The organism is Mesorhizobium sp. BR1-1-4, from assembly GCF_020165375.1.
GTDB classification, from domain to species: domain Bacteria; phylum Pseudomonadota; class Alphaproteobacteria; order Rhizobiales; family Rhizobiaceae; genus Mesorhizobium; species Mesorhizobium australicum.
In genome coordinates this window covers 127,144-150,435 of record NZ_JAIUIB010000006.1, presented here as the reverse complement: position 1 = coordinate 150,435, position 23,292 = coordinate 127,144, and the positions used below count along the sequence as shown (strand labels likewise).

The 23,292-nt window shown below is 63.6% G+C and carries 21 protein-coding genes; 2 read left to right on the top strand and 19 right to left on the bottom strand.

Features of this window, described 5'->3' with window-relative positions; translation table 11 throughout:
• Positions 1-27: 27 nt before the first annotated feature.
• From LB571_RS14855 to LB571_RS14830, 6 genes are all read right to left on the bottom strand, one after another.
• The gene (locus tag LB571_RS14855; protein WP_083883114.1) at positions 28-1,056 is read right to left on the bottom strand and encodes a 2-aminoethylphosphonate ABC transporter substrate-binding protein; all 1,029 of its coding nucleotides are present in this window, start codon (positions 1,054-1,056) and stop codon (positions 28-30) included.
• A gap of 249 nt (positions 1,057-1,305) precedes the next feature.
• Complete coding sequence (locus LB571_RS14850; protein ID WP_224595432.1) at positions 1,306-2,319, bottom strand: 2-hydroxyacid dehydrogenase; 1,014 nt, start codon at positions 2,317-2,319, stop codon at positions 1,306-1,308.
• Positions 2,320-2,321: 2 nt separating this feature from the next.
• Positions 2,322-3,680 (bottom strand): aspartate aminotransferase family protein, encoded by a 1,359-nt coding sequence (locus LB571_RS14845; protein ID WP_224595430.1) that lies wholly within the window; start codon positions 3,678-3,680, stop codon positions 2,322-2,324.
• A 73-nt stretch (positions 3,681-3,753) separates the two neighbouring features.
• Positions 3,754-5,211 (bottom strand): phosphonoacetaldehyde dehydrogenase, encoded by a 1,458-nt coding sequence (gene phnY / locus LB571_RS14840; protein ID WP_224595428.1) that lies wholly within the window; start codon positions 5,209-5,211, stop codon positions 3,754-3,756.
• 234 nt (positions 5,212-5,445) lie between these two features.
• Complete coding sequence (gene phnA, locus LB571_RS14835) at positions 5,446-6,702, bottom strand: phosphonoacetate hydrolase (protein WP_224595425.1); 1,257 nt, start codon at positions 6,700-6,702, stop codon at positions 5,446-5,448.
• 23 nt (positions 6,703-6,725) lie between these two features.
• Positions 6,726-7,925 (bottom strand): 2-aminoethylphosphonate--pyruvate transaminase, encoded by a 1,200-nt coding sequence (locus LB571_RS14830; protein WP_140877904.1) that lies wholly within the window; start codon positions 7,923-7,925, stop codon positions 6,726-6,728.
• A 257-nt stretch (positions 7,926-8,182) separates the two neighbouring features.
• Here LB571_RS14830 and LB571_RS14825 point away from each other — a divergent pair, with 257 nt between their 5' ends.
• Complete coding sequence (locus LB571_RS14825) at positions 8,183-9,052, top strand: LysR substrate-binding domain-containing protein (RefSeq protein WP_140617485.1); 870 nt, start codon at positions 8,183-8,185, stop codon at positions 9,050-9,052.
• Here the strand turns inward: LB571_RS14825 and LB571_RS14820 are convergent.
• The 13 genes from LB571_RS14820 to LB571_RS14760 form a co-directional block, all read right to left on the bottom strand.
• Positions 9,049-11,526, bottom strand: coding sequence for an FAD-dependent oxidoreductase (locus tag LB571_RS14820; RefSeq protein WP_224595422.1), 2,478 nt, complete (start codon positions 11,524-11,526; stop codon positions 9,049-9,051). The genes LB571_RS14825 and LB571_RS14820 overlap by 4 nt on opposite strands.
• 82 nt (positions 11,527-11,608) lie before the next feature.
• Positions 11,609-12,397 (bottom strand): DeoR/GlpR family DNA-binding transcription regulator, encoded by a 789-nt coding sequence (locus LB571_RS14815; protein WP_224595419.1) that lies wholly within the window; start codon positions 12,395-12,397, stop codon positions 11,609-11,611.
• A gap of 99 nt (positions 12,398-12,496) precedes the next feature.
• Positions 12,497-12,724, bottom strand: coding sequence for an FCD domain-containing protein (locus tag LB571_RS14810; protein WP_224595417.1), 228 nt, complete (start codon positions 12,722-12,724; stop codon positions 12,497-12,499).
• On the bottom strand, positions 12,721-13,722 hold the full coding sequence (gene doeB / locus LB571_RS14805; RefSeq protein WP_224595413.1) for a N(2)-acetyl-L-2,4-diaminobutanoate deacetylase DoeB: 1,002 nt from the start codon (positions 13,720-13,722) through the stop codon (positions 12,721-12,723). Before doeB ends, LB571_RS14810 begins: the two co-directional genes overlap by 4 nt.
• Positions 13,723-13,727: 5 nt before the next feature.
• Positions 13,728-14,906 carry an ectoine hydrolase DoeA gene (doeA, locus tag LB571_RS14800; RefSeq protein WP_140661586.1) on the bottom strand — a complete coding sequence of 393 codons (1,179 nt, stop codon included), beginning with the start codon at positions 14,904-14,906 and terminating at the stop codon, positions 13,728-13,730.
• Between the two features lie 135 nt (positions 14,907-15,041).
• On the bottom strand, positions 15,042-16,034 hold the full coding sequence (gene eutC / locus LB571_RS14795; RefSeq protein WP_140823471.1) for an ectoine utilization protein EutC: 993 nt from the start codon (positions 16,032-16,034) through the stop codon (positions 15,042-15,044).
• Positions 16,031-17,023 carry a hydroxyectoine utilization dehydratase EutB gene (gene eutB, locus LB571_RS14790; protein WP_140791536.1) on the bottom strand — a complete coding sequence of 331 codons (993 nt, stop codon included), beginning with the start codon at positions 17,021-17,023 and terminating at the stop codon, positions 16,031-16,033. Before eutB ends, eutC begins: the two co-directional genes overlap by 4 nt.
• 5 nt (positions 17,024-17,028) lie before the next feature.
• Complete coding sequence (eutA, locus tag LB571_RS14785; protein WP_224595411.1) at positions 17,029-17,808, bottom strand: ectoine utilization protein EutA; 780 nt, start codon at positions 17,806-17,808, stop codon at positions 17,029-17,031.
• Positions 17,809-17,811: 3 nt separating this feature from the next.
• Positions 17,812-18,471, bottom strand: coding sequence for an ectoine/hydroxyectoine ABC transporter permease subunit EhuD (gene ehuD, locus LB571_RS14780; protein ID WP_015319077.1), 660 nt, complete (start codon positions 18,469-18,471; stop codon positions 17,812-17,814).
• Positions 18,472-18,505: 34 nt separating this feature from the next.
• Positions 18,506-19,165: an ectoine/hydroxyectoine ABC transporter permease subunit EhuC gene (gene ehuC / locus LB571_RS14775; protein ID WP_140791532.1), complete on the bottom strand. Its 660-nt coding sequence runs from the start codon at positions 19,163-19,165 to the stop codon at positions 18,506-18,508.
• Between the two features lie 172 nt (positions 19,166-19,337).
• Positions 19,338-20,189, bottom strand: a complete 852-nt coding sequence (gene ehuB / locus LB571_RS14770) for an ectoine/hydroxyectoine ABC transporter substrate-binding protein EhuB (RefSeq protein ID WP_015319079.1) — start codon at positions 20,187-20,189, stop codon at positions 19,338-19,340.
• 91 nt (positions 20,190-20,280) lie between these two features.
• Positions 20,281-21,072, bottom strand: coding sequence for an ectoine/hydroxyectoine ABC transporter ATP-binding protein EhuA (ehuA, locus tag LB571_RS14765; RefSeq protein WP_015319080.1), 792 nt, complete (start codon positions 21,070-21,072; stop codon positions 20,281-20,283).
• Positions 21,073-21,250: 178 nt separating this feature from the next.
• Positions 21,251-22,636: a PLP-dependent aminotransferase family protein gene (locus LB571_RS14760; protein WP_224595409.1), complete on the bottom strand. Its 1,386-nt coding sequence runs from the start codon at positions 22,634-22,636 to the stop codon at positions 21,251-21,253.
• Between the two features lie 83 nt (positions 22,637-22,719).
• Here LB571_RS14760 and LB571_RS14755 point away from each other — a divergent pair, with 83 nt between their 5' ends.
• Positions 22,720-23,211, top strand: a complete 492-nt coding sequence (locus LB571_RS14755; RefSeq protein WP_140617495.1) for an Lrp/AsnC family transcriptional regulator — start codon at positions 22,720-22,722, stop codon at positions 23,209-23,211.
• Positions 23,212-23,292: the final 81 nt, after the last annotated feature.

Here is a 23,292-nt window from a genome sequence, read left to right as displayed (position 1 = left end):
TGTTCTCCGGATTGCTTCCCGTGCGGATCAACTTCCGGTCGCTTCGTTCCACTTCTTGACGTAGTCGGGAAGCTTGCTCAGCGCCTCGTCCCAGTTCGGCGACCAGATGGTCAGGCCTTTCATCGCCTCCTGCAGCTTGGCGAAATTGGCGTCGGACGGCGTCACGTCCTTGCGGGCCGGCATGCCGAGGGCAACGGAACTTACAGTCGACTGTGCCTCCTTGGACAGCAGGAAGTCGATCAACTTCTTGCCGTTGTCGCTATTTGGCGCACCGGTGACCAGGCCGATTTCATAGGGCAGCGCAAAGGTGGAGCGGGTGCCATCGGGGCCAGCGGGCCAGAACACCTTGATGTTGGGATTGTCTGCCATCTGCGACATATTCATCTGCAGGTCGCCATTGGCCACATGCAGCTCGCCCTTGTTGACCAGCGCGGTCAGCTTGCCGGTCGAGGCGGACGGGCCGACATTGTTGTCCTGCAGCTTCTTCATGAATTCGAAGCCGGCATCCTCGCCGCCAAAGGCATGGATGATCTGCAGCATGACGGCCGTCCCGTCTCCAGCCTGGCCGGGGGTCGAGTACTGGATCTTGCCCTTGAACTTCGGATCGAGCAGATCGTTATAGCTCTTCGGCGCTTCGGACAGCACGGCGCTGTTGTAGATGAAATTCATGTAGTTATTGACCAGCGGCCGATACTTGTCGGTGCCGCCGTCGATCTGGGATGCGGCTTCGGGTTTGTAATCCTGCAGCAGACCGTCCGCGGCGGCGCGCTGGATGAAGGGCGGCAAGGTCACCAGCACGTCGGCCTGCGGGTTCGACTTTTCCTTGGCGACGCGCTCGACGACGCCGCCCGAGCCCGCCTCGATATACTGAACGGTGATGCCGGTGGCCTTGGTGAAGGCTGCGAATTCGGTCTCGTACCAGCTGCCATTGCCATCATGCAGCCCATCGGCGGAGTAGACGGTGACGACGCCGTCGGCGAGTGCCGGCCCAATGAGAGCCGCCGATGCGAGCAATGCGGCGAAGGCCGCGACCATGGTTGCGTTCCTTGATTTCATAACCGGTTCCCCTTTGATTGAAGGCACATTCTGCGATGCACTAGAACCAACCGGCCTTTGGTCCCTGGCGGACGTTGAGCCGGTTGGATGTCTTCGTTGTGACAACTCTGGGGATTGGGCATCGATAAGTAAAATCTATTTATTTTATGAGACCCAAACTTTCTCTGATATTTGTCATGGAACTGTCGCATCGATGTCGTGGATACAAATATGCTGCGCCGATGGCGGCTATCGGTTTGAAAATATAGGTTATCGGCCGAACACAATGCCTGCGGTCTGCGCCCGCAATCGCGGATCATGCGAGCGGATGGTCACTGGCCGGCCTTCGAGAATTTCGAAACAGCGCGCGAGCGTGTCGTCTTCCAGCCGGCGCATCGCCTCGTAGGTGAAGAAGGTAAGATGCGGAAACAGGATCACATTGTCGCGACCGAACAATGCGCTCATCGGATGGCCTGACCTCGCCAGCGGCTCGACCGAATAGACGTCGAGCCCGGCACCACCGATGCGACCGGCAACGATCGCCTCGACGAGCGCCGCCTCATCGATCAGCGCACCGCGCGAGACATTGACGATGATGGCCGACGGTTTCAGGCAGGCGAGCTCATGCTTGCCGATCAGGCCGCGTGTCTGGTCATTCAGCACGCAATGCAACGAAACGAAATCACAGGCACGCAACATGGCGTGCAGGTCGTCGGCCTTCTCGATGCCCGCGGCGAGCATCGTCGCGGCATCGACACCGGGATCAAAACCAACGACGCGCGCGCGAAACCCCTGGCCGGCCATGCGCGCCATGCTGCGGCCGATCTTGCCGCAGCCGACGAGCCCTAGCGTGGCGCCTGATATATCGCGCCCCAGCCAGCGCTGCTCCGGCCAGACCCAGCCGTCGCGCGACACCGCCGCCGTGATCGCGGGCAGCCGCTTAGCGAGCGCAATCATCAGCGCGAAGGCGCCTTCGGCAACGGTTTCCTCGGCATAGTCGGGTACGTTGACCACGGGAATGCCGCGCCGCATCGCTGCGGGAATATCGATGGCATCGATGCCGACGCCGTATTTGACGATACCCTTCAGCCTGGGAGCGGCATCGATCACCCGCGCGGTGATCGGCGTGTAGCACATGAGCAGGAGATCCGCGTCGGCGACCGCGTTGGCGAGATCGGCTTCGGGAATGCCATCCGGCAGCGTCACCAGGTCGACGCCTCTCGCCCGTAGGCCGGCATCAATTTCAGGACATTCGAGTTCGCGGTCGGTGCGGACGGCCTTCATGATCAGGCGGCCATCACGGCGTCCTCGACAATGTCGAGCGCGCGGTCGAGATCGGTCTTGGAAATAACCAACGGCGGCGAGAGCGTCAGCACGTTGCCGTGGCTCACCTTGAAGCTCAGGCCTTGTTCCAGGCAAGCGTAGAAGACACGTTCGGCGAGGTCCCGCGCCGGCTGGCGTGAAGCACGGTCCTCGACGAGCTCGACGCCGACCATCAGCCCCCTGCCCCTGACCTCGCCGACATGGGGCGAGCGCGCCATCAGGTCCTGCATACGTGCAAGCATATGGCCGCCAAGCTCAGCCGAACGCTCGACCAGCCCCTCCTCCAGGATGATGTCGATGGTCGTCAGCGCCGCACGCGTCGTGACCGGGTTTTTCTCATGGGTATAGTGACCGATGGCAAAGCCGCCAGTGACGTCGAGGTCGCGGCGCGCGATGACGGCGGCGATCGGCAGGATGCCGCCGCCGAGTGATTTGCCGAGGACAACGATGTCGGGCGTTACGCCGTCATGCTCATGGGCGAAAAATTTTCCGGTCTTGCCGAGGCCGGTCGGGATCTCGTCGAAGATCAGCAGCGTGCCGTGCATGTCGCAGGCCTCGCGCACCCGCTTCCAGAAGCCGGCTGGCGGCGGATTGGGCGTCGCGCGCATCGGCTCGGCAACGACCGCCGCCACGTCCTGCTCGCGGCCGAGCACATAGGCGATCATGTTGGCGCAAGCGAGCCCCGATGCCTCCAGGGAATCGTGGCCATAAGGGCATCGATAGCCATCCCAGGGCGCGACATGCTCGGTGCCGGTCATCATCGGGCCCGCGATATGCGAGCGGAAGGTCGCCTCGCCGCCGACACTGGCAGCGCCAAAACCGGCGCCGTGAAACGCGTCCCAGAACGACACCGTCTTGAAGCGGCCGGTGGCCGCCCGCGCGATCTTCAGCGCGACCTCGATGGCATCGGAGCCTCCGGTGGTGAACAACACCTTGCCGAGATCGCCGGGAGCCAGCGCGGCCAGTTTTTCGGCCAGTTCGACGGCGGGATTGCAGGTGAAACGGCGCGGCGCGAAGCAGAGGTCGTCGAGTTGCTTCTTGATCGCCGCCACCAGTTTTGGATGGCCGTAGCCGAGGTGATGCACGCTGTTGCCGTGGAAATCCATGAAGCGGCGGCCGGCGGTGTCCTCGATCCAGATGCCTTCCGCCCTAGCGATCGTCGAAAGACAGGGGCTGGACAGGCTCTGGTGCATGAAGGCGGCCGCGTCGCGATCGAGCAGGCCGCGAATGCGGGGATCGTCCTGGCCCGCATCCCAGCGGCCGCGCGCCGCCGTCGTGTTGGAATCGCCTTCGGTATGCACAAGCTCTGATATCGCGGCCATCATTGTCTCCGAAATGCGAATGAGGGAGCGTGGGACGCTCCCTCTGTTTGTTCTGCCAGCTTATGTGACCCGGTCAGGACCAAGGCAGTGAAAATGTCTTCACATTGGTGTAGCTCTTCATCGCCTCGATGACGCCTTCCTTGTAGCCATTGCCGCTGTCCTTGATGCCGCCGAAGGGCGACATCTCGATGCGGTAGCCCGGCACTTCCCAGATGTTCACCGTGCCGACCTGCAGGCCGGCGATGTATTTCTGCATGCGGGGAAACGAGTTGGTGCAGACGCCCGACGACAGGCCGAAGGCGGTCGAGTTGGACAACGCGATCAATGCTTCATCGTTATCTGGCGCGCGCACGATCGGGATGATCGGCCCGAACGTTTCTTCCATCACCAGTTCGGATGTGTGCGGCACACGGTCGACGACGATTGGCGGCAGCAGCGCACCCTGACGACCCGGGTTGTAGAGGATCTCAGCCCCCTGCTCGGCCGCCATGTGGACGCGCGCTTCGAACAATGCCGCCGCCTTCTCATGCACGACGGTGCCGAGATCGGTCGAGCGGGCCATCGGGTCGCCGAAGCGGATCTTCTTCGCCCGCTCCAGCACCAGCGGCACGAAGCGGTCGGCGACGCTTTCCTGGACGAGGATGCGCTTGACCGCCGTGCAGCGCTGGCCGGAGTTTTTGGTCGCGCCCGCCACGGCGAGGTCGGCGGCCTTGGCCAGATCGTCATCGGAGAGATCGTTGAGGATGATCAGCGGATCGTTGCCGCCGAGTTCCAGCACCTGGCGCCTGTAACCGGCGGTGCGGGCGATCATCTTGCCGACGGGCACGCCACCGGTGAAGGTGATCAAGTCGATATTCTCGTTGGTGATCATCTCGTTGCCGATGTCGACCGGCCAGCCGGTTACCACCGAAAGCATTTCCGGCGGCAGGCCGGCCTCGTAGAGAATGTCGGCCAGCATCAACGCCGTCATCGGCGTCAGTTCGGTCGGCTTCACCACCACACAATTGTTGGTGGCGATGGCCGGCGCCACCTTGTGCGAGACCATGTTGAGCGGATGGTTGAATGGAGTGATCGCCGAGATAGCCTTCAGCGGCTCGCGCGTGGTGAAGATCTTGCGCGCCTTGCCGTGCGGGGTAAGGTCGCAGGAGAATATCTGGCCATCGTCCTGGATGCACATCTGCGCCGACAGCGTGAACACGTCATAGGCGCGGCCGACTTCGTAGAGCGAGTCGGCCTTGGAGATACCGAGCTCAAGCGTGATCAGATCGGATATCTCTTCCCGGCGCGACGCCAGAGCTTCCGCCGTGCGGAACAGGATCTGCTGGCGCTCGTAGCGGGTCAGCTTCGACCTATAGCCTGCAGCGATCTCGAACGCCTGGCGAGCGTGTTCGGCCCTACCGGCGGGGACGGTGCCGATGACGGTGTCGTTCCAGGGGTAACGCACCTCGACGACACCATCGGCATCGACCTTCCTGCCGGCAATGCGCATCGGCTCGTGGCGAACTTTGATGGCAGGGTCAAGCTTGGTCATGTCGGTATTCCTCGGTGCTCAGACAGCCAGGTTGATTTTTTCTAGGCAACGGCATCGCGTCTCAGCAATGGCTTCCCCCACTCCGCCGAGCTTCGCTCGCCACCTCTCCCCCCTCCGGAGGGAGAGGAAGGGAGCCAAGGCTGGCAAACTCGCGCCCTTCCTCTCCCCCGTCGATCGGGGGAGAGGTGCCGAGCGAAGCTCGACGGAGTGGGGGTCGACATCATCAAGCTCGGCCTATGCCAATGCAGCCGCCATGGTCGCGTAATAGAAGGCATCGAAATTGCGCAAGGTCGGCTCGTTGGGCAGATCCGGCAGCATGCGGTTGACGATGAACGGCACTTCCTGCTCGGTCAGCCCGCCATGCGAGCGCAGCGGCTCGTTCAGCGCCGCCAGATCATGGCGATGTTCCGATGTGCCGATCGTCTTGTTCTCGGTCGAGACCAGCACGATGTCGCCGATGCGGTCGGCCGGCAGTTCGAAGCGCTCGCAGGCCGTCCGGCTATCGACGACCAGCATGATGCCGTCAACCTTGGCCAGCCGCGCCATGATGCCCGCCTGGTCGGCGCCATCAGGCAAATAGGCGGTGGCGAAAGAGCCCAGCGCGCCATGGTGCACGACATAGGGGTCGGTGATCGGCAGGATGACGCGGGCGGCATCCTTGCCCAGCCATTCGTCAAGCAGGTCCTGGACGTAGACGACGTCGGGCGCACCGTCGGCCTTGTGCTTGGGCTTCATGCCATGGTCGGCAGTGACGACGATCGCGGCGCCCAGCGCATCGAGTTCGGTCAGGTACTTGTCGAACATCTCGTAGAAGGCGTTGGCCTGCGGCACGCCCGGTGCGTATTTGTGCTGCACATAGTCCGTCGTCGTCAGGTACATGATGTCGGGGCGGAATTCCCTGAGCAACTGGACGCCGGCGGCGAAGACGAATTCCGACAGTTCGGCCGAATAGACTTCCGGCACAGGCAGGCCGAAATGCTTCGAGGCATTGTCGATGCCGTGCTCGCCAACCGTGGTCGTATCGGACTTCTCCGCCGAAAAGCACAGCGCGCGCCCTTCGTCGAAAGACAGACCCTTGCCGAGCAGCGCACGCAGCTTGTCTTTGGCGGTCACCACGGCAACCTTGGCGCCCGCATCATAGAAGGCCTGAAAAATGGTCGGCACGCGCAGGAAGCGCGGGTCGTTCATCATCACTTCCTTGCCGGTCTCGCGCTCGTAGAGATAGTTGCCGCAAATGCCGTGCACCGAGGGCGGGCGACCGGTGGCGATCGACAAATTGTTGGGATTGGTGAAGCTCGGAATAACTGAGTGTGCGAAACGCACCGTGCCCTTCTCCTTGATCCTGACCAGGGCCGGCATCAGCCCGGCCTTGATCGCTTCATCGAGATAGGCCGGCTCGCAGCCGTCGAGGCAGATGGCGATTGCCGGCACGCGCGGCCAGGCGTAGGTGCGGCCGTTGACCGCGACGTTGATGGGAGACATCTGGTTCATCTGGTATCCTCGAAATCGGCCGCTCAGGCGGCGAGTTTGGCGCGCTCGGCGATTGCCGCGGCGGGTGGAGCGGCGGTGTCGACGCCCATTTCATCAAGCGACTGTGCCGCCGCCTCGACGACGCGGCGCATGACATGTTCGTCCATTTGGCCGATGCAGCCGACACGGAAGGAGTCCACGACCGTCAGCTTGCCGGGGTAGATGATAAAGCCCTTGTCCTTCATCAGTTCGTAGAAGCGATCGAAGGCGAAGTTGGCGTGGGCAGGGTTGAAGAAGGTGACGATGATTGGCGACAGCCAGCGGTCCTTGAGCAATGTTTCGAAGCCGAGTTCGCGCATGCCCGACACCATGACGTCCCGGTTCCTGGTGTAGCGGGCACCACGGCCGGCAACGCCGCCTTCGGCCTCATGCTGGCGCAGCGCCTCCAGGAAAGCGGCGACGACATGCGTCGGAGGCGTGTAGCGCCACTGGCCGGTCTTGTTCATATGCGCCCACTGCGCGTGGACGTCGAGCGACAGGGAATGGCTGCGCCCCTTGGCTGCCTCCAGTTCGCTCTTGCGGGCGATGATGAAGCCGAAGCCGGGCACGCCCTCGATGCATTTGTTGGCCGACGAGACCATCGCCTCATAGCGGATCTCGTTGACCTCGAGCGCGACGGCGCCGAACGCGCTCATGGAATCGACCAGCAGCTTGCGGCCCTTGGCATGGACGGCCTCGGCGATCTCGGCAACCGGGTTCAAAATGCCGGAGCTGGTCTCGCAATGAATGGCGATGACGTGGGTGATGGCGTGGTCGGCTTCGAGCGCTGCCGCCACCTCGTCGCCGCGCGGCGGCAGGTAATCGCCCTTGTCGATCAGCGTATAGGCCCGGCCGAGATACTGCATGGTCTGTGCGGCACGAAGGCCGTAGGCACCGTTGGCCAGCACCAGAACCTTGCCATCCCTGGGCACGAACGAGCCCAGCATCGCCTCGACACAGAACGAGCCTGAGCCCTGCATCGGCACGCAGTCGAACTCGCCATTGGTGTCACCGGTCAGCGCCAGCAGGCGGCGGCGCATGTCTGACGTCATGGCGCGGAAGTCGCCGTCCCATGATCCCCAGTCGCGCAGCATCGCCTGCTTGACCGAATAGGCCGTGGTAAGCGGCCCGGGGGTCAACAGATAGGGCTCGCCCAGCGCCGGCCTGGCCAGCGGCTCCGCGGCAAATTTCGTTTCGGCGAGCATGATGTCCTCCGACAGGTCGCTGCTTTTTTGATGTCGCGCCATTGTTGGCTGAGGTCACATATTTGTAAAATCGTTATTTTGTATCGAGATATCGATTTCACTTATGACCTGATGCATGGAGCACAAGCTGCATGGCGCTCGTGACAGCTTCGTGAAACCCGGCAGGCCAAAGCATAAAGCGAATCGTTTGTTTCCGGCTTTTGCATAGCAGGGCTTATGATAGGCTGCTGGCAACCAGAGAGGCGAGAGCGAAGAAGATGCGCTATGTTCAGTTACGGGCCTTTCATCAGGTGGCGATCTCCGGCGGCTTTTCGCGGGCGGCCGAAGCGCTGTTCCTGACCCAGCCGGCGATATCGGACCAGGTGCGCAAGCTCGAGGAAGAGTACGATGTCCTGCTGTTCAACCGTAACAAGAAGCAGGTCACGCTGACCCATTCCGGCCAGAAACTGCTCGAAATAACCCACCGCATGTTCGACACCGAGCAGCAAGCGCTTGAGCTTCTGACCGAGTCGCGCGCCCTGCGCTCCGGCACGCTGCGCATCGTCGCCGATGCCGCGCATCATCTGCTTCACATTCTCGGCAGCTTCCGCGCCCGCTATCCCGGAGTGCAGGTCTCGGTGCGTGCCGGAAACACCGAGACGGTGATCAGCAGCCTGTACAGCTACGATGCCGATATCGGCGTGCTGGGCGAGGTGCCCGCCGGACGCGACTTCGAAGTGCTGAAACTGAACTCGACGCCAATCATCGCCTTCACCTCGATCGACCATCCGCTGTCGGGGAAGAAATCGCTGACGCTCAAGCAGCTCGCACAGGAATCCCTGGTCATGCGCGAGCGCGGCTCGAAGACGCGCCAGAAGCTCGAAGACCTGGCAGCGGCTTCTAAGGTGGAGTTGAGGCCTGTGATCGAAGCCGAGGGCCGGGAAGCCGTGCGCGAGATCGTCGCCTCTGGCGCCGGCATCGGCTTTGTCTCGGCGGCCGAATTCGGCCAGGATTCGCGGCTCGTCCCAATCACCATCGACGCGCCCGAGACCTTGATGGACGAGGCGCTGATCTGCCTGCGCGAGCGCAGCGGCGGCAAACTGGTGCGCGCCTTTCTCGACATGGCGCGCTCTATGTCGACGGATTAAGCCGCGGCACGAACCTCCACCACATCGGCTTTCACCCGCTCCGATTTCGGATCGTAGGGGCTGCGCAGATGCGCGGTGGCCGCATGGCGTACGCCGGCTAGATCGATCTCGAAATGGCCGCCACTCAGGAAAACAGCATCCACGCCGGTTTCGTTTTCGATCAAGCCGAGCGCCACTGACCGGCCAAGCGTGTGGCCATAGGCGGCCGAGCGAACCTCGCCGACCGGCTTGCCGTCGCGCAGGACCAACTCGCCGCCCCACAGCATCGGCTCGGTGTCGTCGAGCGTAAGGAGCACGATACGCTTTGACGGTGCCGACGACGACTTTGCCTTAACAAGCGCGTCATGGCCGATGAACCCACCCGGTTTGTCCATGGCAACGGCAAAGCCAAGCCCGGCCTGCCAGGGATTGATATCAGGCGTCAGTTCCCGACTCCAGGCCCGAAAACCCTTTTCGATGCGCAAGGCGTCGAGCGCGTAGTAGCCGGCGTCGGCCAAACCGAATTCGCGGCCGGCCTCATGCAACGCCTCGTAGACGCCGACGGCGAATTCGGCCGGCACGATCAGTTCCCAGCCGAGTTCGCCGACATAGGTCATGCGGTTGGCATAAGCAGTGGCGTAGCCGATATCGATCTCGCGGATGGTGGCGAAGGGAAAGCCGGCGTTGGAAAGATCGGCCGACGACAGTTTGCCGAGGAGATCGCGCGAACGCGGCCCCATCAACGCCAGCACCGCATAGGCCGAGGTGACGTCGGTCAGGACGGCGTGGGCATCGGCCGGAATGTTCTTGACGATCCAGTCGGCATCGTGGACCGCCTGGGCGGAGCCGGTCACGATGAGGAATTTTTCCGCGCCAAGCCGCATCACGGTGAGATCGCTTTCGTAACCGCCGCGCGCATTGAGCACGCCGGTGTAGACCGACGTGCCGACCGGCACGTCGATGTCGCCGGCGCAGATGCGGTTCAACACGGCACAGGCATCGCGGCCCTGGACAAGAAGCTTGGCGAAGGAGGTCTGATCGAAGATGGCGACGGCTTCGCGCGTCGCCTTCATCTCGCGCCGCACTGCCTCGTGCCAGTTCTGGCGGCCGAAGGCGTAGTCGTTCCCGGCCTTCTCTCCCGGCGCCGCGAACCAGTTGGCACGCTCCCAGCCCATCTTGGAACCGAAGCAGGCGCCCTTGGCGGCGAGCCGATCATAGAGCGGCGAGCGGCGGAACGGCCGCGCGGTATCCAATTCTCGGTTCGGCCACGGCATGGCGTAGTGCAGACCGAGCGTCTCCTTGACGCGATCATGCAGCCAGCGCGGATTGTTGTTGAAAGACGCGAAGCGCCTGATGTCGACCGGCCACAAATCCATGGTCGGCGCGCCGTTGACGATCCATTCGGCCAGTGCCTTGCCGGCGCCACCGGCACTGGCAATGCCCATCGAATTGAAGCCGGCGCCGACATAGAAATTCTTCAACTCCGGCGCCTCGCCGAGGAGGAAATTGTTGTCCGGCGTGAAGCTTTCGGGTCCGTTGTAGAATTTCTTGACTTCGGCCCGCGCCAGCTGCGGGACGCGCACCAGCGCGTTTTCCATCAGGATCTCGAACTGGTCCCAGTCGTCGGGCAGCAGCGCGAATTCGAAATTTTCGGGAATGCCGTTCATGCCCCACGGCTTGGCATGCGGCTCGAAGCCGCCCATCACCAAGCCGCCGACCTCCTCCTTTAAGTAGATGAAGCCATCGGGGTCGCGCATCACGGGCAGGTCCGGATGCACACCCTCGATCCGGCCGGTGACGATGTACATGTGCTCGGCCGAATGCAGCGGCACCGAGACGCCGCACATCAGCCCGACCTTGCGTGCCCATTGGCCGGCGCAGTTGACGACGATCTCGGCGGCGATGTCGCCGCGGTCCGTCTCGACGCCGCAGGCGACGCCGTTTTTCACCGTGATGCCGGTGACCTGCACCCGCTCGAAGATTTTGGCGCCGCCATTGCGCGCGCCCTTGGCCAGCGATTGCGTGAGATCGGTGGGATTGGCCTTGCCGTCTCCGGGCAGCCAGACGGCGCCGACCAGATCGTCTGTCGCCATCACCGGCCAGAGCTCGGCTGCCTCGCGAGGCGAGATGACGTCGATCTCGACCCCTTGGGCACGCGCCGACGCGGCCGTGCGCTTCAACACCGCCATGCGGTCGGTGGTGCGCGCGACGGACAGCGAACCGCAGTTCTTCCAGCCGGTGGCGAGGCCGGTCTCGGCCTCCAGTTCGCTGTAGAGCTGCGTGGAGTACCGGATCAGGCTGGTCATGTTGGAATGGCTGCGCAGCTGACCGACAAGACCGGCCGCGTGCCAGGTGGTGCCGCCGCTGAGTTGTCCCTGCTCGAGCAGCACCACATCGCTCCAGCCCAGCTTGGTCAGATGATAGGCGACCGAGCAGCCGATGATGCCGCCGCCGACAATGACAATTCGAGCCTGGGTGGGAAATTCATGTGCCATGAGCGTTCCGCCATTTGAGGGATGGCCGAGACATTACCACGGGAAAACCAAATATCAACTCATAATATCACAAAATATCACATCAAGCTGCAACGATGAGTTCAGGCCCCCTTTGCGAAAGCGCCTCGGCAAGCGCGAATTCGGGGTCGGTGTCGACGATTACCCCAGCGGCACGTTCGAAATTCGGAATCCTGAGCGGCGTCAGCTTGCCGAATTTGCTGCTGTCGAGCACGAAATAGGCCTTGCCGGCGAGGCTAATCATCCGGCCCCGCTGTTCGGCCCCGGCGCGGGTGAAATCGGTCACCTCGCCGTCCGGAGACAGCGCTCCGCCACCCAGAAAGGCCATATCGACGCGAAAGCGCGCCATCGCATCGAGCGTGTCGATGCCGGAAGCCGCCTCCTCGCCCGGGTCGACTTCGCCGCCCAGCATGTGCACGCGCATGCCGGGAACATGGCATAGGTGCAGCGCTATCTTCAGGCTGGCCGTGCAGATCGTCAGATCGCGCAGTTCCGTCATTGCATGCGCGATGGCCAAAGTGGTGGTGCCGGAATCGAGAAAGACCACCATGCCATCCCTGACCAGCCCGGCGGCCGCCCTGCCGATCGCGGCCTTGCCTTGGGCATTTTCCTGGCTGCGCTGGCTCATCGCGGGTTCGCTCGGTTCGAAGCGGGCGGCCCCGCCATGCACGATGCCGAGCCTGCCCTGGTCGGAAAGCAGCTTCAAATCGCGGCGGATGGTTTCGCGCGAGACGTCGAAGAACCCAGCCAGTTCGGCGACGCTAACGGAACCCTGGGCGCCCAGCCGCCGCAGGATCTCGTCATGGCGGCGCGGGGCAAGGGCACGTGCCGGCAGGCGGCTGACGGGAGACATGGCATCCTCGTGTCAAGCATTGATGTTGCGATATGTGGCAGCGAACCGGCGCGATGGCAACCACGCGCCACGATTGCGGGCTGCCCCTTTCCCTCGGGCTTAGGATTTTCGCGCCAGCCCGCCGCCCTCCGTCGCGTTGACCAGCGTGTCGCTTCCCTCGCGAAGATGCTGTCTCAGAAAGCTCACCGCCTTCTTGCCGTCGCGCCGGCGGCAGGCGGCCAGCAGATCGCGGTGTTCGCTCTGCGAGCGGGTGCGATAATCCGGATTCGACAGCTCGAGCAGAAGAGTGGGTCCGCCCGGCATGGTCCGGGCGGAGAAATCAGTCAATCGACCTTTACGGCGACCACCGCGGCGCAGTCGCCGGCCTTGACCAGGCCAGGGAAATGCCGCGCCGCCAGCATGCCCGACATTTTGGCCCGGATTTCCTGCGGCGCGACGCCGGTGCGGCCGGTGGAATGGATGCGGGCCACCACCGCGCCCTCCTCGACAGGTTCGCCGAGATCGACCATGGTCTCGATCATGCCGTCATCCTCGGCGAAGCAGAAGCAATCGCCCGAGGGCATGTCCAGCCACTGCGTTATGCCCGTCTCGGCCGCCCCGGCGACGATACCCTCATGACGCAGCACGTTGAGGATGCCGCGCCGCGCGATCCGCACCGTCTCGGCTCGCGACGTACCGCCACCGCCGAGCTCGGTGGTGACGAAGACCTTGCCCATCTCTTCGGCCGCCGTGTCATACATGCCGATCGCATCGATCTCGGTCATGCGCATCGAGAATGGTGCCGAGAATGCCGCCACCGCGGCAAAGGCTTTCTGCTCCAGCGCCTTGTCGGGCAAAGTGTGGGCGGCACAGAACGGTACGAAATCCAGCGTCCTGCCGCCGGAATGGAAGTCGAAGACGATGTCGGCGCGGGGAAGCAGCTCGCGTTGGAAATAATCGGCGATCTTCTGCGTCACCGTGCCGTCGGGCCGGCCGGGGAAACTGCGGTTCATGTTGCCCTTGTCGATCGGCGAGGTGCGCGTGCCGGCCCGAAAAGCAGGATAGTTCATCGCCGGCACGATTATGACGGTGCCGCTGACCTGGCTGGGATCGAGCGTGCGGGCGAGTTCGTAGAGCGCCAGCGGCCCTTCATACTCGTCGCCATGATTGCCGCCGGTCAGCAGCGCCGCCGGCCCCTTGCCGTTGCGGATGACGCAGATCGGGATCATCACCGAGCCCCAGGCCGAGTCGTCGCGGCTATAGGGCAGGCGCAGGAAACCATGCTGGACGCCGTCACGATCGAAATCGACGGTCGGCGTGACCGGCGACGGGCGAAGACTGGACATCGGGCTCAATCCTTCACCACCAGCTTGCGCGGCACGTTGGCCAGGCACTCCACACCGGTTTCGGTGATCAGGATGGATTCAGTGATCTCCAGCCCCATCGTCTCCAGCCACAGGCCGGTCATGAAATGGAAGGTCATGCCGGGCTTGAGTTCGGTGCGATCTCCGGGGCGCAGGCTCATCGTGCGCTCGCCCCAGTCCGGTGGATAGGAAAGCCCGATCGAATAGCCGGTGCGGTTGTCCTTGACGATGCCGTATTTCTTCAACACGGCGAAGAAGGCATTGGCGATGTCCTCGCAGGCATTACCCGGCTTTGCGGCGGCAAGGCCAGCTTCCATGCCTTCCAGCGTTGCCTTCTCGGCATCGAGGAATTCCTGCGTCGGCTTGCCGAGGAAGACGGTGCGCGACAGCGGGCAATGGTACCTGTTGTAGCAGCCGGCGATCTCGAAGAAAGTGCCCTCGCCCGACTTCATCGGCTTATCGTCCCAGGTCAGGTGCGGCGCCGAGGCGTCGGCGCCCGAGGGCAGCAGCGGCACGATCGCGGGGTAGTCACCGCCAATGCCGCCGACGCCGCGCGTGCCGGCATCGTAGATCTCGGCGACGAGATCGTTCTTGCGCATGCCGACTTCGATCTTGTCGACGATGCGCTGGTGCATCGCCTCCACGATGCGAGCGGCCTTGCGCATATAGTCGATCTCGGTTGGGCTCTTCACCGCGCGCTGCCAGTTGACCAGCGCGGTGGCATCGACGAAGCGGGCGTTGGGCAGATGCTTCTGCAGCGAGGCGAAGGCGGCGGCGGAGAACCAGTAATTGTCCATCTCGACGCCGACGGTGTGCTTGCCCCAGCCGCGATCGGTCAGCACACCCGATAGGAAATCCATCGGGTGGCGCTCGGTCGACTGCACATAGTGGTCGGCATAGCCGACGATGTTGTCATGGGCGAGGTAGGCGGTACGCTTGGCGCCGTTGGCGTCCTGGCCACGGCCGTACCAGACCGGCTCGCCCGATGGTGGCACGATGACCGCCTGGTGGACGTAGAAGGACCAGCCGTCGTAGCCGGTCAGCCAGGCCATGTTGGAGGGATCGCTGACGATCAAGAGATCGACGCCTTTCGCCTCCATGGCTTTCCGCGTCTTGGCGAGGCGTTCCGCATATTCGCTTCGCGAGAATTTCAGGTTCGGCTGCATTTTGTTGGTCCTCGTTTGTTGGGGCTGGAGCCCGTTTCAACTCGTTGAATCTGGCTCCAGGGAATTTTTTGATTGAGCATGATCTGCGGGGGAAAACCGGTTGCCATTTTCCGGATCATGCTCCTGCGGCCGGCGTCAGCTTTCAAAGATCGTTCCGGCTTTCGCGGCCAGCGCACGGTCGCGGGCGAGCGTGGCGATCGCCGTATCCTGCACGCCCGTGCCGGTCAGATCGGCGATGGTTATGTCGCTGGCCGAGCGCCGGCCATGCCTCGCGCCGGCGATGATCTGGCCGAGCTCGGTCACCTCCGCGTCTCCAGCCATCACGCCCGCCGCGATGGCATGGTGCAATTCGCCCAGGCGCCGCGTCTGTTTCGCGCTATCGGCGACATAGAGATCGGCCATGCGCAGGATCGCCGGCGCTATCTCGTTCTTGTGCTCGGCGTCCGAACCCATGGCGGTGATGTGCTGGCCGGCCGAGACAAACCCTGCCTTGATCAGTGGTTCGGTCGACGGGGTGGTCGTGACGACGATGTCGGCACCGGCAACAGCGTTGGCTGCGTCAGTCTCGGCGCGCACGTCGATGCCGAGCCTTTCGCGTAAGGTGGCCGCGGTCACTTCGGCCTTGGCGGCATCGCGCGCCCAGATGCGGGCCTGCGTGATCGGCCGCACCAGCGTCAGCGCTTGCAGTTGCAGCCCAGCCTGCACGCCGGCGCCGAAGATCGAGGCGACCGACGAGTCCGGCCGCGACAGATGCTTGGCCGCGACGGCTCCCGCAGCAGCGGTGCGAACATCGGTGAGATAGCCGTTGTCGAGCAGCAAGGCCTCGACCAACCCTGTCTTCGACGACAGCAGCACCATCATGCCGTTGACGCTGGGCAGGCCAAGTTTGGGATTGTCGAAGAAGCCGGGGCTGATCTTGATGGCGAACCCATCGATACCAGGCACATAGGCGGTCTTGACGTCAACCTCGCCGCGATGCTGCGGGATATCGAGCCGCAGGATCGGCGGCATCGCCACCGGCAGCGTGGCGAGCGCGCGAAAAGCGTTCTCGACACAGGCGACGGCGTCGAGATCGAGCGTCACGATTGTGCGCAGTTCAGCTTCGGTGAGGATGGTCATCGTGCTCATGCGGCGCGCTCCGAAATCGATGGCGTTTCCCCGCAGACAATCTTCCTATGCAGTTGCATGTCGATGTTGCGGCCGGAAAGCAGAACCACAACCGGCCCCTCCGCCTTGACCTTGCCGGCGAGCAGCGCCGCGATGCCTACCGCACCGGCTCCCTCGACGATCTCGCGTTCCTGTTCATAGGCGTGGCGAATGCCGGCAGCGATTTCGTCCTCGCTGAGCAGGACGACATCGTCGAGCAGGTCGCGGCACATGGCGAAGGTCAGCCGGTTGTCGAGGCCGATGCCGCCGCCGAGCGAATCCGCCAGCGTCGTCAGTTCCTCGACCAGCACAGGGCGGCCCGCATCCAGGCTGGCCTTCATTGCCGCCCCGCGCGCCATCGAGATGCCGACGACTCTGGTTCCGGGACGGACGCCCTTGACGGCGGCCGCTACACCCGAGGCCAACCCACCTCCGGACAGTTGCACCAGCACCAGAGCGGCATCCGGGACCTGCTCCATCACCTCCAGCCCGAGCGTGCCTTGACCGGCAATGATGGCCGGATGGTCGAAGGGCGGCAGCATGACAAGCCCCTCCTCCGTCACCAGCCGCTCGACCTCGTGCTGGGCATCGTCCTGGCTGTTGCCGACGATACGGATTTCCGCGCCGAGGCGGCGAATTTCGTCCAGCTTATTCCTGGGTACCAGTCGAGACATGCAGATCACAGCACGCATGCCCTCGAGCTTTGCCGCATGCGCAAGCGCACGGCCATGATTGCCGGTCGATGCCGCGACGACGCCGCGCGCCTTCTCCCTTGCGCTGAGCGAAGCGACGGCGTTGGAAGCGCCCCGCAATTTAAAGCTGCCGGTGGTCTGGCGGTGCTCGAGCTTGAGTTGAACCGGGACGCCCAGCCTTTCGGAGAGACTTGCCGAAAGCACGATCGACGTGCGCTCGATCTTGCCGGCAATTCGCTCGCCCGCGGCACGGATATCGCCAAGGGTGACGGTCGCCATGGTCGTCAACCGCGCGGCAAGGGCAGCGTCATCAGACGGCCGAATTCGGGATGGGCTGTCTCATCACCGCAAAGGCGCAGACAGTTCCAGGCGGTCGCCTGATTGCTGGTCACCACCGGGCGGCCGATCGCCTGTTCCATGCCGGTGACCGCCAGCGCGCCGCGCAGTGCCGTGCAGGACACGAACAGCGCGTCGGCTTGCGGATGCGTCGCCCGGCGCGCGAGATCGATTAGGGCTGCCGGGGCAATGCGCGCCATCTCGCGGTCGTCCTCGAAGCCGAGACAGGTGAAGCTTAGGACTTCGAAGCCACGTTCGGCGAAATAGGTCGCCATCGGTCTGGAGGTTTCCACGGTATAGGGCGTGAGGATGCTGATCCGGCGCACCCCGAAGGCGTTCAGCCCGCGCACGCCAGCCATCGGAGGAGTGACAACGGGTATACCTGACTTGGCGGCCTGGATCGCCGTCTCGATCTCGGCATCGCCAATCACCACCGAGGCCGACGTGCAGGAGTAGCAGATGGCGTCGAGCGGCTCGTCGGGCAGGATCAAGGCAGCGCCCGCCGTCAGCGCCGGCTGCATCTTGCGCAGGTTCTCAGGCGTGGTCGGGTTGGCGTAGGGAATGCGCGCGACATAGACGCCGATCCGTTCGCTCGCCACCATGCGGCGAAAATCCGGCTCGGTCGTGTGGTCGGTGGCCAGGATGATCAGCCCGACACGCCGCTCCAGCGGACGCGCATCGAGCGCTGGCCGGTCGGGCACAAGCTTGATCTCGGACAAGGGCTTCATCTTTTATCTTTCGATCTTGCCGTAGCGGCGTTCCAGCCAGCGCAGCAGCACGACCGAAATCAGGCTGATGGCGAGGAAGAAGGCGCCGACCAGCGTGATCGGCTCAAGGTAGCGATAATAGGTGTTGGCGACGCTTTTCGCCTGGTTCATCAGCTCCAGCACTGTGATCGCCGAGAGCAGCGGCGTCTCCTTGAACATGGCGATGAAGTAGTTGGCCAGCGCCGGGATCATCGGCGGAATAGCCTGCGGGATGATGATGTGGGACCAGGTCTGCCGCGCGCTGAGATTGCACGCCTTGGCGGCCTCCCACTGACCACGCGGCACATTGTCGATGCCGGCGCGGTAGACCTCCGCCGTGTAGGTGCCGTAGTGCAAGCCAAGTCCGATGACGCCGGCGACCAGCGGCGGCAAGAGAATGCCGATGTCGGGCAAGACGTAGAAGATGAAATAGAGCTGCACCAGGAGCGGTGTGCCGCGGATGAATTCGGCCACCCAACCGACGGTGCGCGACAGCGCCTTGTTCGGCGAGCGGCGCGCCAGAGCGATGCCCAGACCGACGATCGCGGCCAGTACCGAGCCGAGCAGCGTCGCCAGGATGGTGATCTTCACCCCCTGGATCAGGGTCGGCAGGATCTGCCGGACAAAGTCCCAGTCCCAATCCATCAGTGGACCCAATTCATCAGGAATGCTCTGGCCATCAGACGCGCACTCCGTCGAGGCCGCGCGCCATGCGGTGTTCCAGCGAGCGCACACCCCACGAGATGAGCAGCGCCAGGATGAAATAGATGATGAGGATCGTGGTGAACGGCACCATGGTGTTGCCGGTCTGGGCACGCACCACCTGTGCCTGGAACGTCAGGTCGGCGAGCGAAATCAGCGAGACCACCGATGTCGCCTTGAGCAGCTCGATGGCATTGTTGCCGAAGGTCGGCAGCATCACCAGAAACGCCTGCGGCAGGATGACGTGGCGCATGCCTTGCCAACGGCCGAGATTGAGCGCGACGCAAGCCTCATGCTGTTCGCGGCCGATCGACTGCACGGCGCCGCGCACCACCTCGGCTGCATAGGCGCCCACGTTCAAGCCCAGCGCCAACACACCGGCCTGCAGCGGGGTCAGTTCGAAACCCACCAGCGGCAACACGAAATAGGCGAAGAACAGCTGCACGAAGATCGAGGTGCCGCGGAAGAACTCGATATAGGCCGTGGCCAGGGCCCGCAGCACGAAGAAGCGCGACAGGCGCCCCATGCCGGCGAAAAAGGCCATGATCAGGGCGAGCACCGACCCCATCAGCGTCAGCTCGATGGTGACAAGCGCTCCCTGCAATATCAGGCCGAAATAGCCGGACCACTGGGTCATAGAGTTGAAGTTTCCAACGTTGGTTTCAGCTTCCTTCTCCCCGTTTATGGGGAGAAGATGCCGGCAGGCAGATGAGGGGCAGCGCTAGCTTGTCCAAATATGGCGCCGCCCCTCATCCGTCACTTCGTGACACCTTCTCCCCGTGAACGGGGAGAAGGCAAGAAAGACGCCCTTATTTCGCCGCGCAGAGCTTGTCGCGCGTGGTCGACATAGCCGCCGCCGCCGAGAAGCCGTAGGGCTCGATAATCTTTGCGAACTCACCCGACTTCTTCATCTTGGCGAGTTCGACGTCGAAGGCATCGCGCAACGCCTCGTCGCCCTTCTTGAAGGCCGCGCCGTCGCAATAGACCGGCGCGCCCTGCACCGGGGCGATGACTTCGAGGTTCGGATCGGCGGCCTTCTTCATCAGGTCGTTGATCGAAAGGACAGGCAGCGAATAGGCGTCGATGCGGCCGTCCTGCACCATCTTCAGGCCACTCTGGCCGTCCGGCACGACGATGACGCGTTCGCGTGGCACGCCGGCGTTGAGCGCAAGCTTCTCCTCGGTGCCGCCGCCCGGCGCGCCGATGGTGGCTGACGTGTCCTTGGCGACATCCTCGTAGCTCTTGAAGCCTTTCGGATTGCCCTTCTTCACCAGCATCGCTTCGGCGTCGCACAGAACCGGCTCGGAATAGGCAACCGCGGCGCAACGCTCCGGCTTCATGAACAGGCCGGCGGTGACGACGTCGAAGCGGCCGGCCTGCAGGCCGGGAATCATGGCGCCATATTCCGAGATCGAGGCGGCGACATCGGCAACGCCCAGCCGCTTGAATATCTCGCGCGCGACGTCGGGCGCGGCACCCGAAACCTTGCCGTCGGCGGCGACAGCCGTATAGGGCGGCTCATTGGCGATGGCCAAGCGAGCGAAGCCTTGCGACTTCAGCTGTTCAAGCTTGCTGTCGTCGGCCGAACCCGTGATCGAGGCGGCCAGAACCGCCGAAAGCGCGAGACCGGCGACGCCGGCCAGAGTTCCAAGTTTCTTCATTGTTCCCAACTCCTTGTTCTTGTCTTGGTTTGCGTGATCTTAGGACGGCTCAACCGCCCATAGGGACGGCATCGCCGCCTTTGGCATGCGGTCAGACACGATGTCCGGCCGCGATGATCTTCTTCAGGAACCCTTGCGTGCGCTCCTGCTTGGGATTGCGGAAAATCTCGTCGGGCTTGCCTTCCTCGACTATCCTGCCGCGATCGAAGAACAGCACCCGGTCGGCGAAGTCGTGGGCGAAACCCATCTCGTGGGTGACCAGCAGCATGGTCATGTCGGTCTCGGCGCAGAGCCGCCACAAGACACTGAGCACCTCCTCGACCAGTTCCGGGTCGAGCGCCGACGTCACCTCATCGAACAGCATGATCTTCGGCTGCAAAGCAAGCGCACGGGCGATCGCCACGCGCTGCTTCTGACCGCCTGACAACTGCGCCGGCATCGCCTTCGCCTTGTCGGCCATGCCGACCATCTCGAGCAGTTCCATCGCCCGCTTCTGCGCCGCGGCGCGCGGCGTGCCCTTGGTCAGCATCGGCGCTAGGGTCACATTATCGATGACGCTCTTGTGCGGAAACAGGTTGAACAGCTGGAAGACCATGCCGGTTTTCTGGCGCATTCGCGCCAGGTGGCGCTCGTCGGCCGGCAGCAGCTGGCCGTTGCGCTCCATGTGGTAGAGTTGCTCGCCGTCGATCTGGATGTGACCGCCGTCGATGCGCTCCAGCGTCATCAGGATGCGCAAGATCGTCGTCTTGCCCGAGCCGGAGGGGCCGATCAGCGCCAGCTTCTCACGCGGCATGACCTGCATCGACAGGCCGTCCAGAACCTTGAAGCTGCCAAAGCTCTTCGAGATGCTGTCGATCTTGATGATGGGCGCGGTTGCGGACAAATGAATTTCCCCGTGCTGGAGAAGCCTGGTGCCCTAACGATGCGGAACGCGCCAAATCATGTCAATTGGGAAAATAATATCATGACAATTATTCTGATTGCGCACATTCTCCGGTCGATCCCAGCCGGCTTTTTGGGCATGCCTATGTCAGAACGCCCTAGTGCATTGGGTGGCATGCTCAGATTGCAAGCAGCAGATGCTCCGGATCGCCAAGCAAGAGCTTGGTGACAACGCCGAGACCCGCGCGCAGTTCCCCCTCGGTGGTCGAACCCAGCGAAATGCGCACCGCCGGATGCCAGGGGGTATCCGAAATACGGAAGGAGGTGCCCGGCGCAATGGCCACGCCTTGCAGCCGAGCCTGGGCGACAAAGCTTTCCTCGGAACGGTCGGCCGACAGTTGCAGCCAGATATGCAGCCCGTCGCGACGGGCACGGTAGTCGACGCCGGCCAGCACCTCGCCCGCGATGTCCTGTCGCCGCCGCAACGCCGCGCGCTGCCAGCGCACCAGCTCCATCGCGGTGCCGTCGGTCACCCATTTGGTGGCGATCTCGGCCACCAGCGGTGTCGCCATCCAGTTCGAGACGAGATGCCGGTTGGCGACAGCGGCAACGTAGCGATCGGGCGCGGCGAGATAGCCGATGCGCAGGCCGGGCACGGTGATCTTGGTGAAGGAGGTGACGTAGAGCGTCCGTTCCGGCGCGAAAGCGGCGACCGGCGGCGGTCGATCCTCGACCAAGGGACCCAGCACGTCGTTCTCGATGATGGCGATGTCGTGCTTGCGCGCCACCGCCGCGATCTGCTCGCGACGCTCCGCATCCATGAGCGTTGCCGTGGGATTGATTACCGAAGGCTGCACGAAGACGGCGCGGATGTCGGACAGCCGGCAGGCTTCGTCCAGCGCTTCCGGAATCAGGCCATTGCCATCGATCGGCAGGCCTTGAAGATTGAAGCCGAGATAGCGCGCCAGCGGCACCAGCGTGTGATGACCGATCGCCTCGGTGGCAACCGTGGAGCCGGGCGGCGCCACGCTCATCAGCGCCACCGTCATGCCGGCGGTGGCGCCATTGGTGAGGCTGATATTCTGCGCGGAGGCGTCCAGTCCGCACAGCTTCAGCCATTCGACCGCCACGGCACGGTGGCGCGGGAACACCATATTTGGCCGGAACGACAGTGCCGAACTCGACGGCAGGTTTTCGGCGAGCCAGCCCAGCGCCTGCTTCATCCGCTCCAGGTGCATCGGCTCGCAGACCGGCTTCAGGATCGACAGGTCGATGACTTCGCCCAGGCGCTCCGGCAGATAAGGCGGCTCCGGTTCGCGGCGCTGCGTCTGCACAAAGCTGCCGCGGCCGATCTCGCCCGAAATCAGGCCGCGCCGGATCAGTTCCTCATAGGCACGGCTGACCGTCTGCACTGAAAGCTTGAGGTCGTCGGCCAGGCGGCGATGGGTCGGCAACCGCGTGCCGTTGGCGAGGCGGCCGTCGTGGATGGCGCGCGCGAACTGGTCGGCCAACGATTGATAGGCCGGCCGCCGGATGAGCGCGGGATCAGGGTGCCACAATGTCATGACTTATTAGAGATCGAAATCAGTGCAATTGACAATCGAAATAATGCGCCGTCATGGTACGACCGACGAAAAAGTAGGCGCTGATGACTGCTGCGAAACTCGACGCGATCGACCTCAAAATCCTCGACGCCATCCAGCGTGATGGACGCATCACCAAGCTGGCGTTGGCCGAGCAGGTCGGGCTGTCGCCGACGCCGTGCTGGATGCGGCTGCGCAAGCTGGAAAAGGCCGGCATCGTCTCGGGTTATCATGCCCGGATCGCCATGCGCGTTGTGGCGCCAGTCGCCACCGTACTGATGGAGGTGACGCTGGCCAGCCATCGCCAGGCCGATTTCGACCGCTTCGAGCGCGTCGTCCGCGACATTCCCGAGATCGTCGCCTGCTGGTCGGTGGGCGGCGGCGTCGACTATGTGCTGAAGGTGATGGCGCGCGACATCGACGCCTATCAGCGGCTGGTCGACGGCTTGCTCGATCGCGAGATCGGCATCGACCGCTACTTCACCTACATCGTCATCAAGACGGTGAAGGATGACATCGCGCTGCCGATAGCGGACCTGCTGCCGGCGTCGACCTAGACCGGAGAGATCGACTGCCCCCTCGCCGCAATAGAGAGACTCTCTCTACGGCCAGGCGTCCAAACAGCCTCTCTGTCTGCC

Excerpts from the sequence above, each read along its gene's own strand:
- LB571_RS14855 (WP_083883114.1), bottom strand. The coding sequence starts at position 1,056 with ATGAAATCAAGGAACGCAACCATGGTCGCGGCCTTCGCCGCATTGCTC.
- LB571_RS14850 (WP_224595432.1), bottom strand. The coding sequence starts at position 2,319 with ATGAAGGCCGTCCGCACCGACCGCGAACTCGAATGTCCTGAAATTGAT.
- LB571_RS14845 (WP_224595430.1), bottom strand. The coding sequence starts at position 3,680 with ATGGCCGCGATATCAGAGCTTGTGCATACCGAAGGCGATTCCAACACG.
- phnY (WP_224595428.1), bottom strand. The coding sequence starts at position 5,211 with ATGACCAAGCTTGACCCTGCCATCAAAGTTCGCCACGAGCCGATGCGC.
- phnA (WP_224595425.1), bottom strand. The coding sequence starts at position 6,702 with ATGAACCAGATGTCTCCCATCAACGTCGCGGTCAACGGCCGCACCTAC.
- LB571_RS14830 (WP_140877904.1), bottom strand. The coding sequence starts at position 7,925 with ATGCTCGCCGAAACGAAATTTGCCGCGGAGCCGCTGGCCAGGCCGGCG.
- LB571_RS14825 (WP_140617485.1), top strand. The coding sequence starts at position 8,183 with ATGCGCTATGTTCAGTTACGGGCCTTTCATCAGGTGGCGATCTCCGGC.
- LB571_RS14820 (WP_224595422.1), bottom strand. The coding sequence starts at position 11,526 with ATGGCACATGAATTTCCCACCCAGGCTCGAATTGTCATTGTCGGCGGC.
- LB571_RS14815 (WP_224595419.1), bottom strand. The coding sequence starts at position 12,397 with ATGTCTCCCGTCAGCCGCCTGCCGGCACGTGCCCTTGCCCCGCGCCGC.
- doeB (WP_224595413.1), bottom strand. The coding sequence starts at position 13,722 with ATGTCCAGTCTTCGCCCGTCGCCGGTCACGCCGACCGTCGATTTCGAT.
- doeA (WP_140661586.1), bottom strand. The coding sequence starts at position 14,906 with ATGCAGCCGAACCTGAAATTCTCGCGAAGCGAATATGCGGAACGCCTC.
- eutC (WP_140823471.1), bottom strand. The coding sequence starts at position 16,034 with ATGAGCACGATGACCATCCTCACCGAAGCTGAACTGCGCACAATCGTG.
- eutB (WP_140791536.1), bottom strand. The coding sequence starts at position 17,023 with ATGGCGACCGTCACCCTTGGCGATATCCGTGCCGCGGGCGAGCGAATT.
- eutA (WP_224595411.1), bottom strand. The coding sequence starts at position 17,808 with ATGAAGCCCTTGTCCGAGATCAAGCTTGTGCCCGACCGGCCAGCGCTC.
- ehuD (WP_015319077.1), bottom strand. The coding sequence starts at position 18,471 with ATGGATTGGGACTGGGACTTTGTCCGGCAGATCCTGCCGACCCTGATC.
- ehuC (WP_140791532.1), bottom strand. The coding sequence starts at position 19,165 with ATGACCCAGTGGTCCGGCTATTTCGGCCTGATATTGCAGGGAGCGCTT.
- ehuB (WP_015319079.1), bottom strand. The coding sequence starts at position 20,189 with ATGAAGAAACTTGGAACTCTGGCCGGCGTCGCCGGTCTCGCGCTTTCG.
- LB571_RS14760 (WP_224595409.1), bottom strand. The coding sequence starts at position 22,636 with ATGACATTGTGGCACCCTGATCCCGCGCTCATCCGGCGGCCGGCCTAT.
- LB571_RS14755 (WP_140617495.1), top strand. The coding sequence starts at position 22,720 with ATGACTGCTGCGAAACTCGACGCGATCGACCTCAAAATCCTCGACGCC.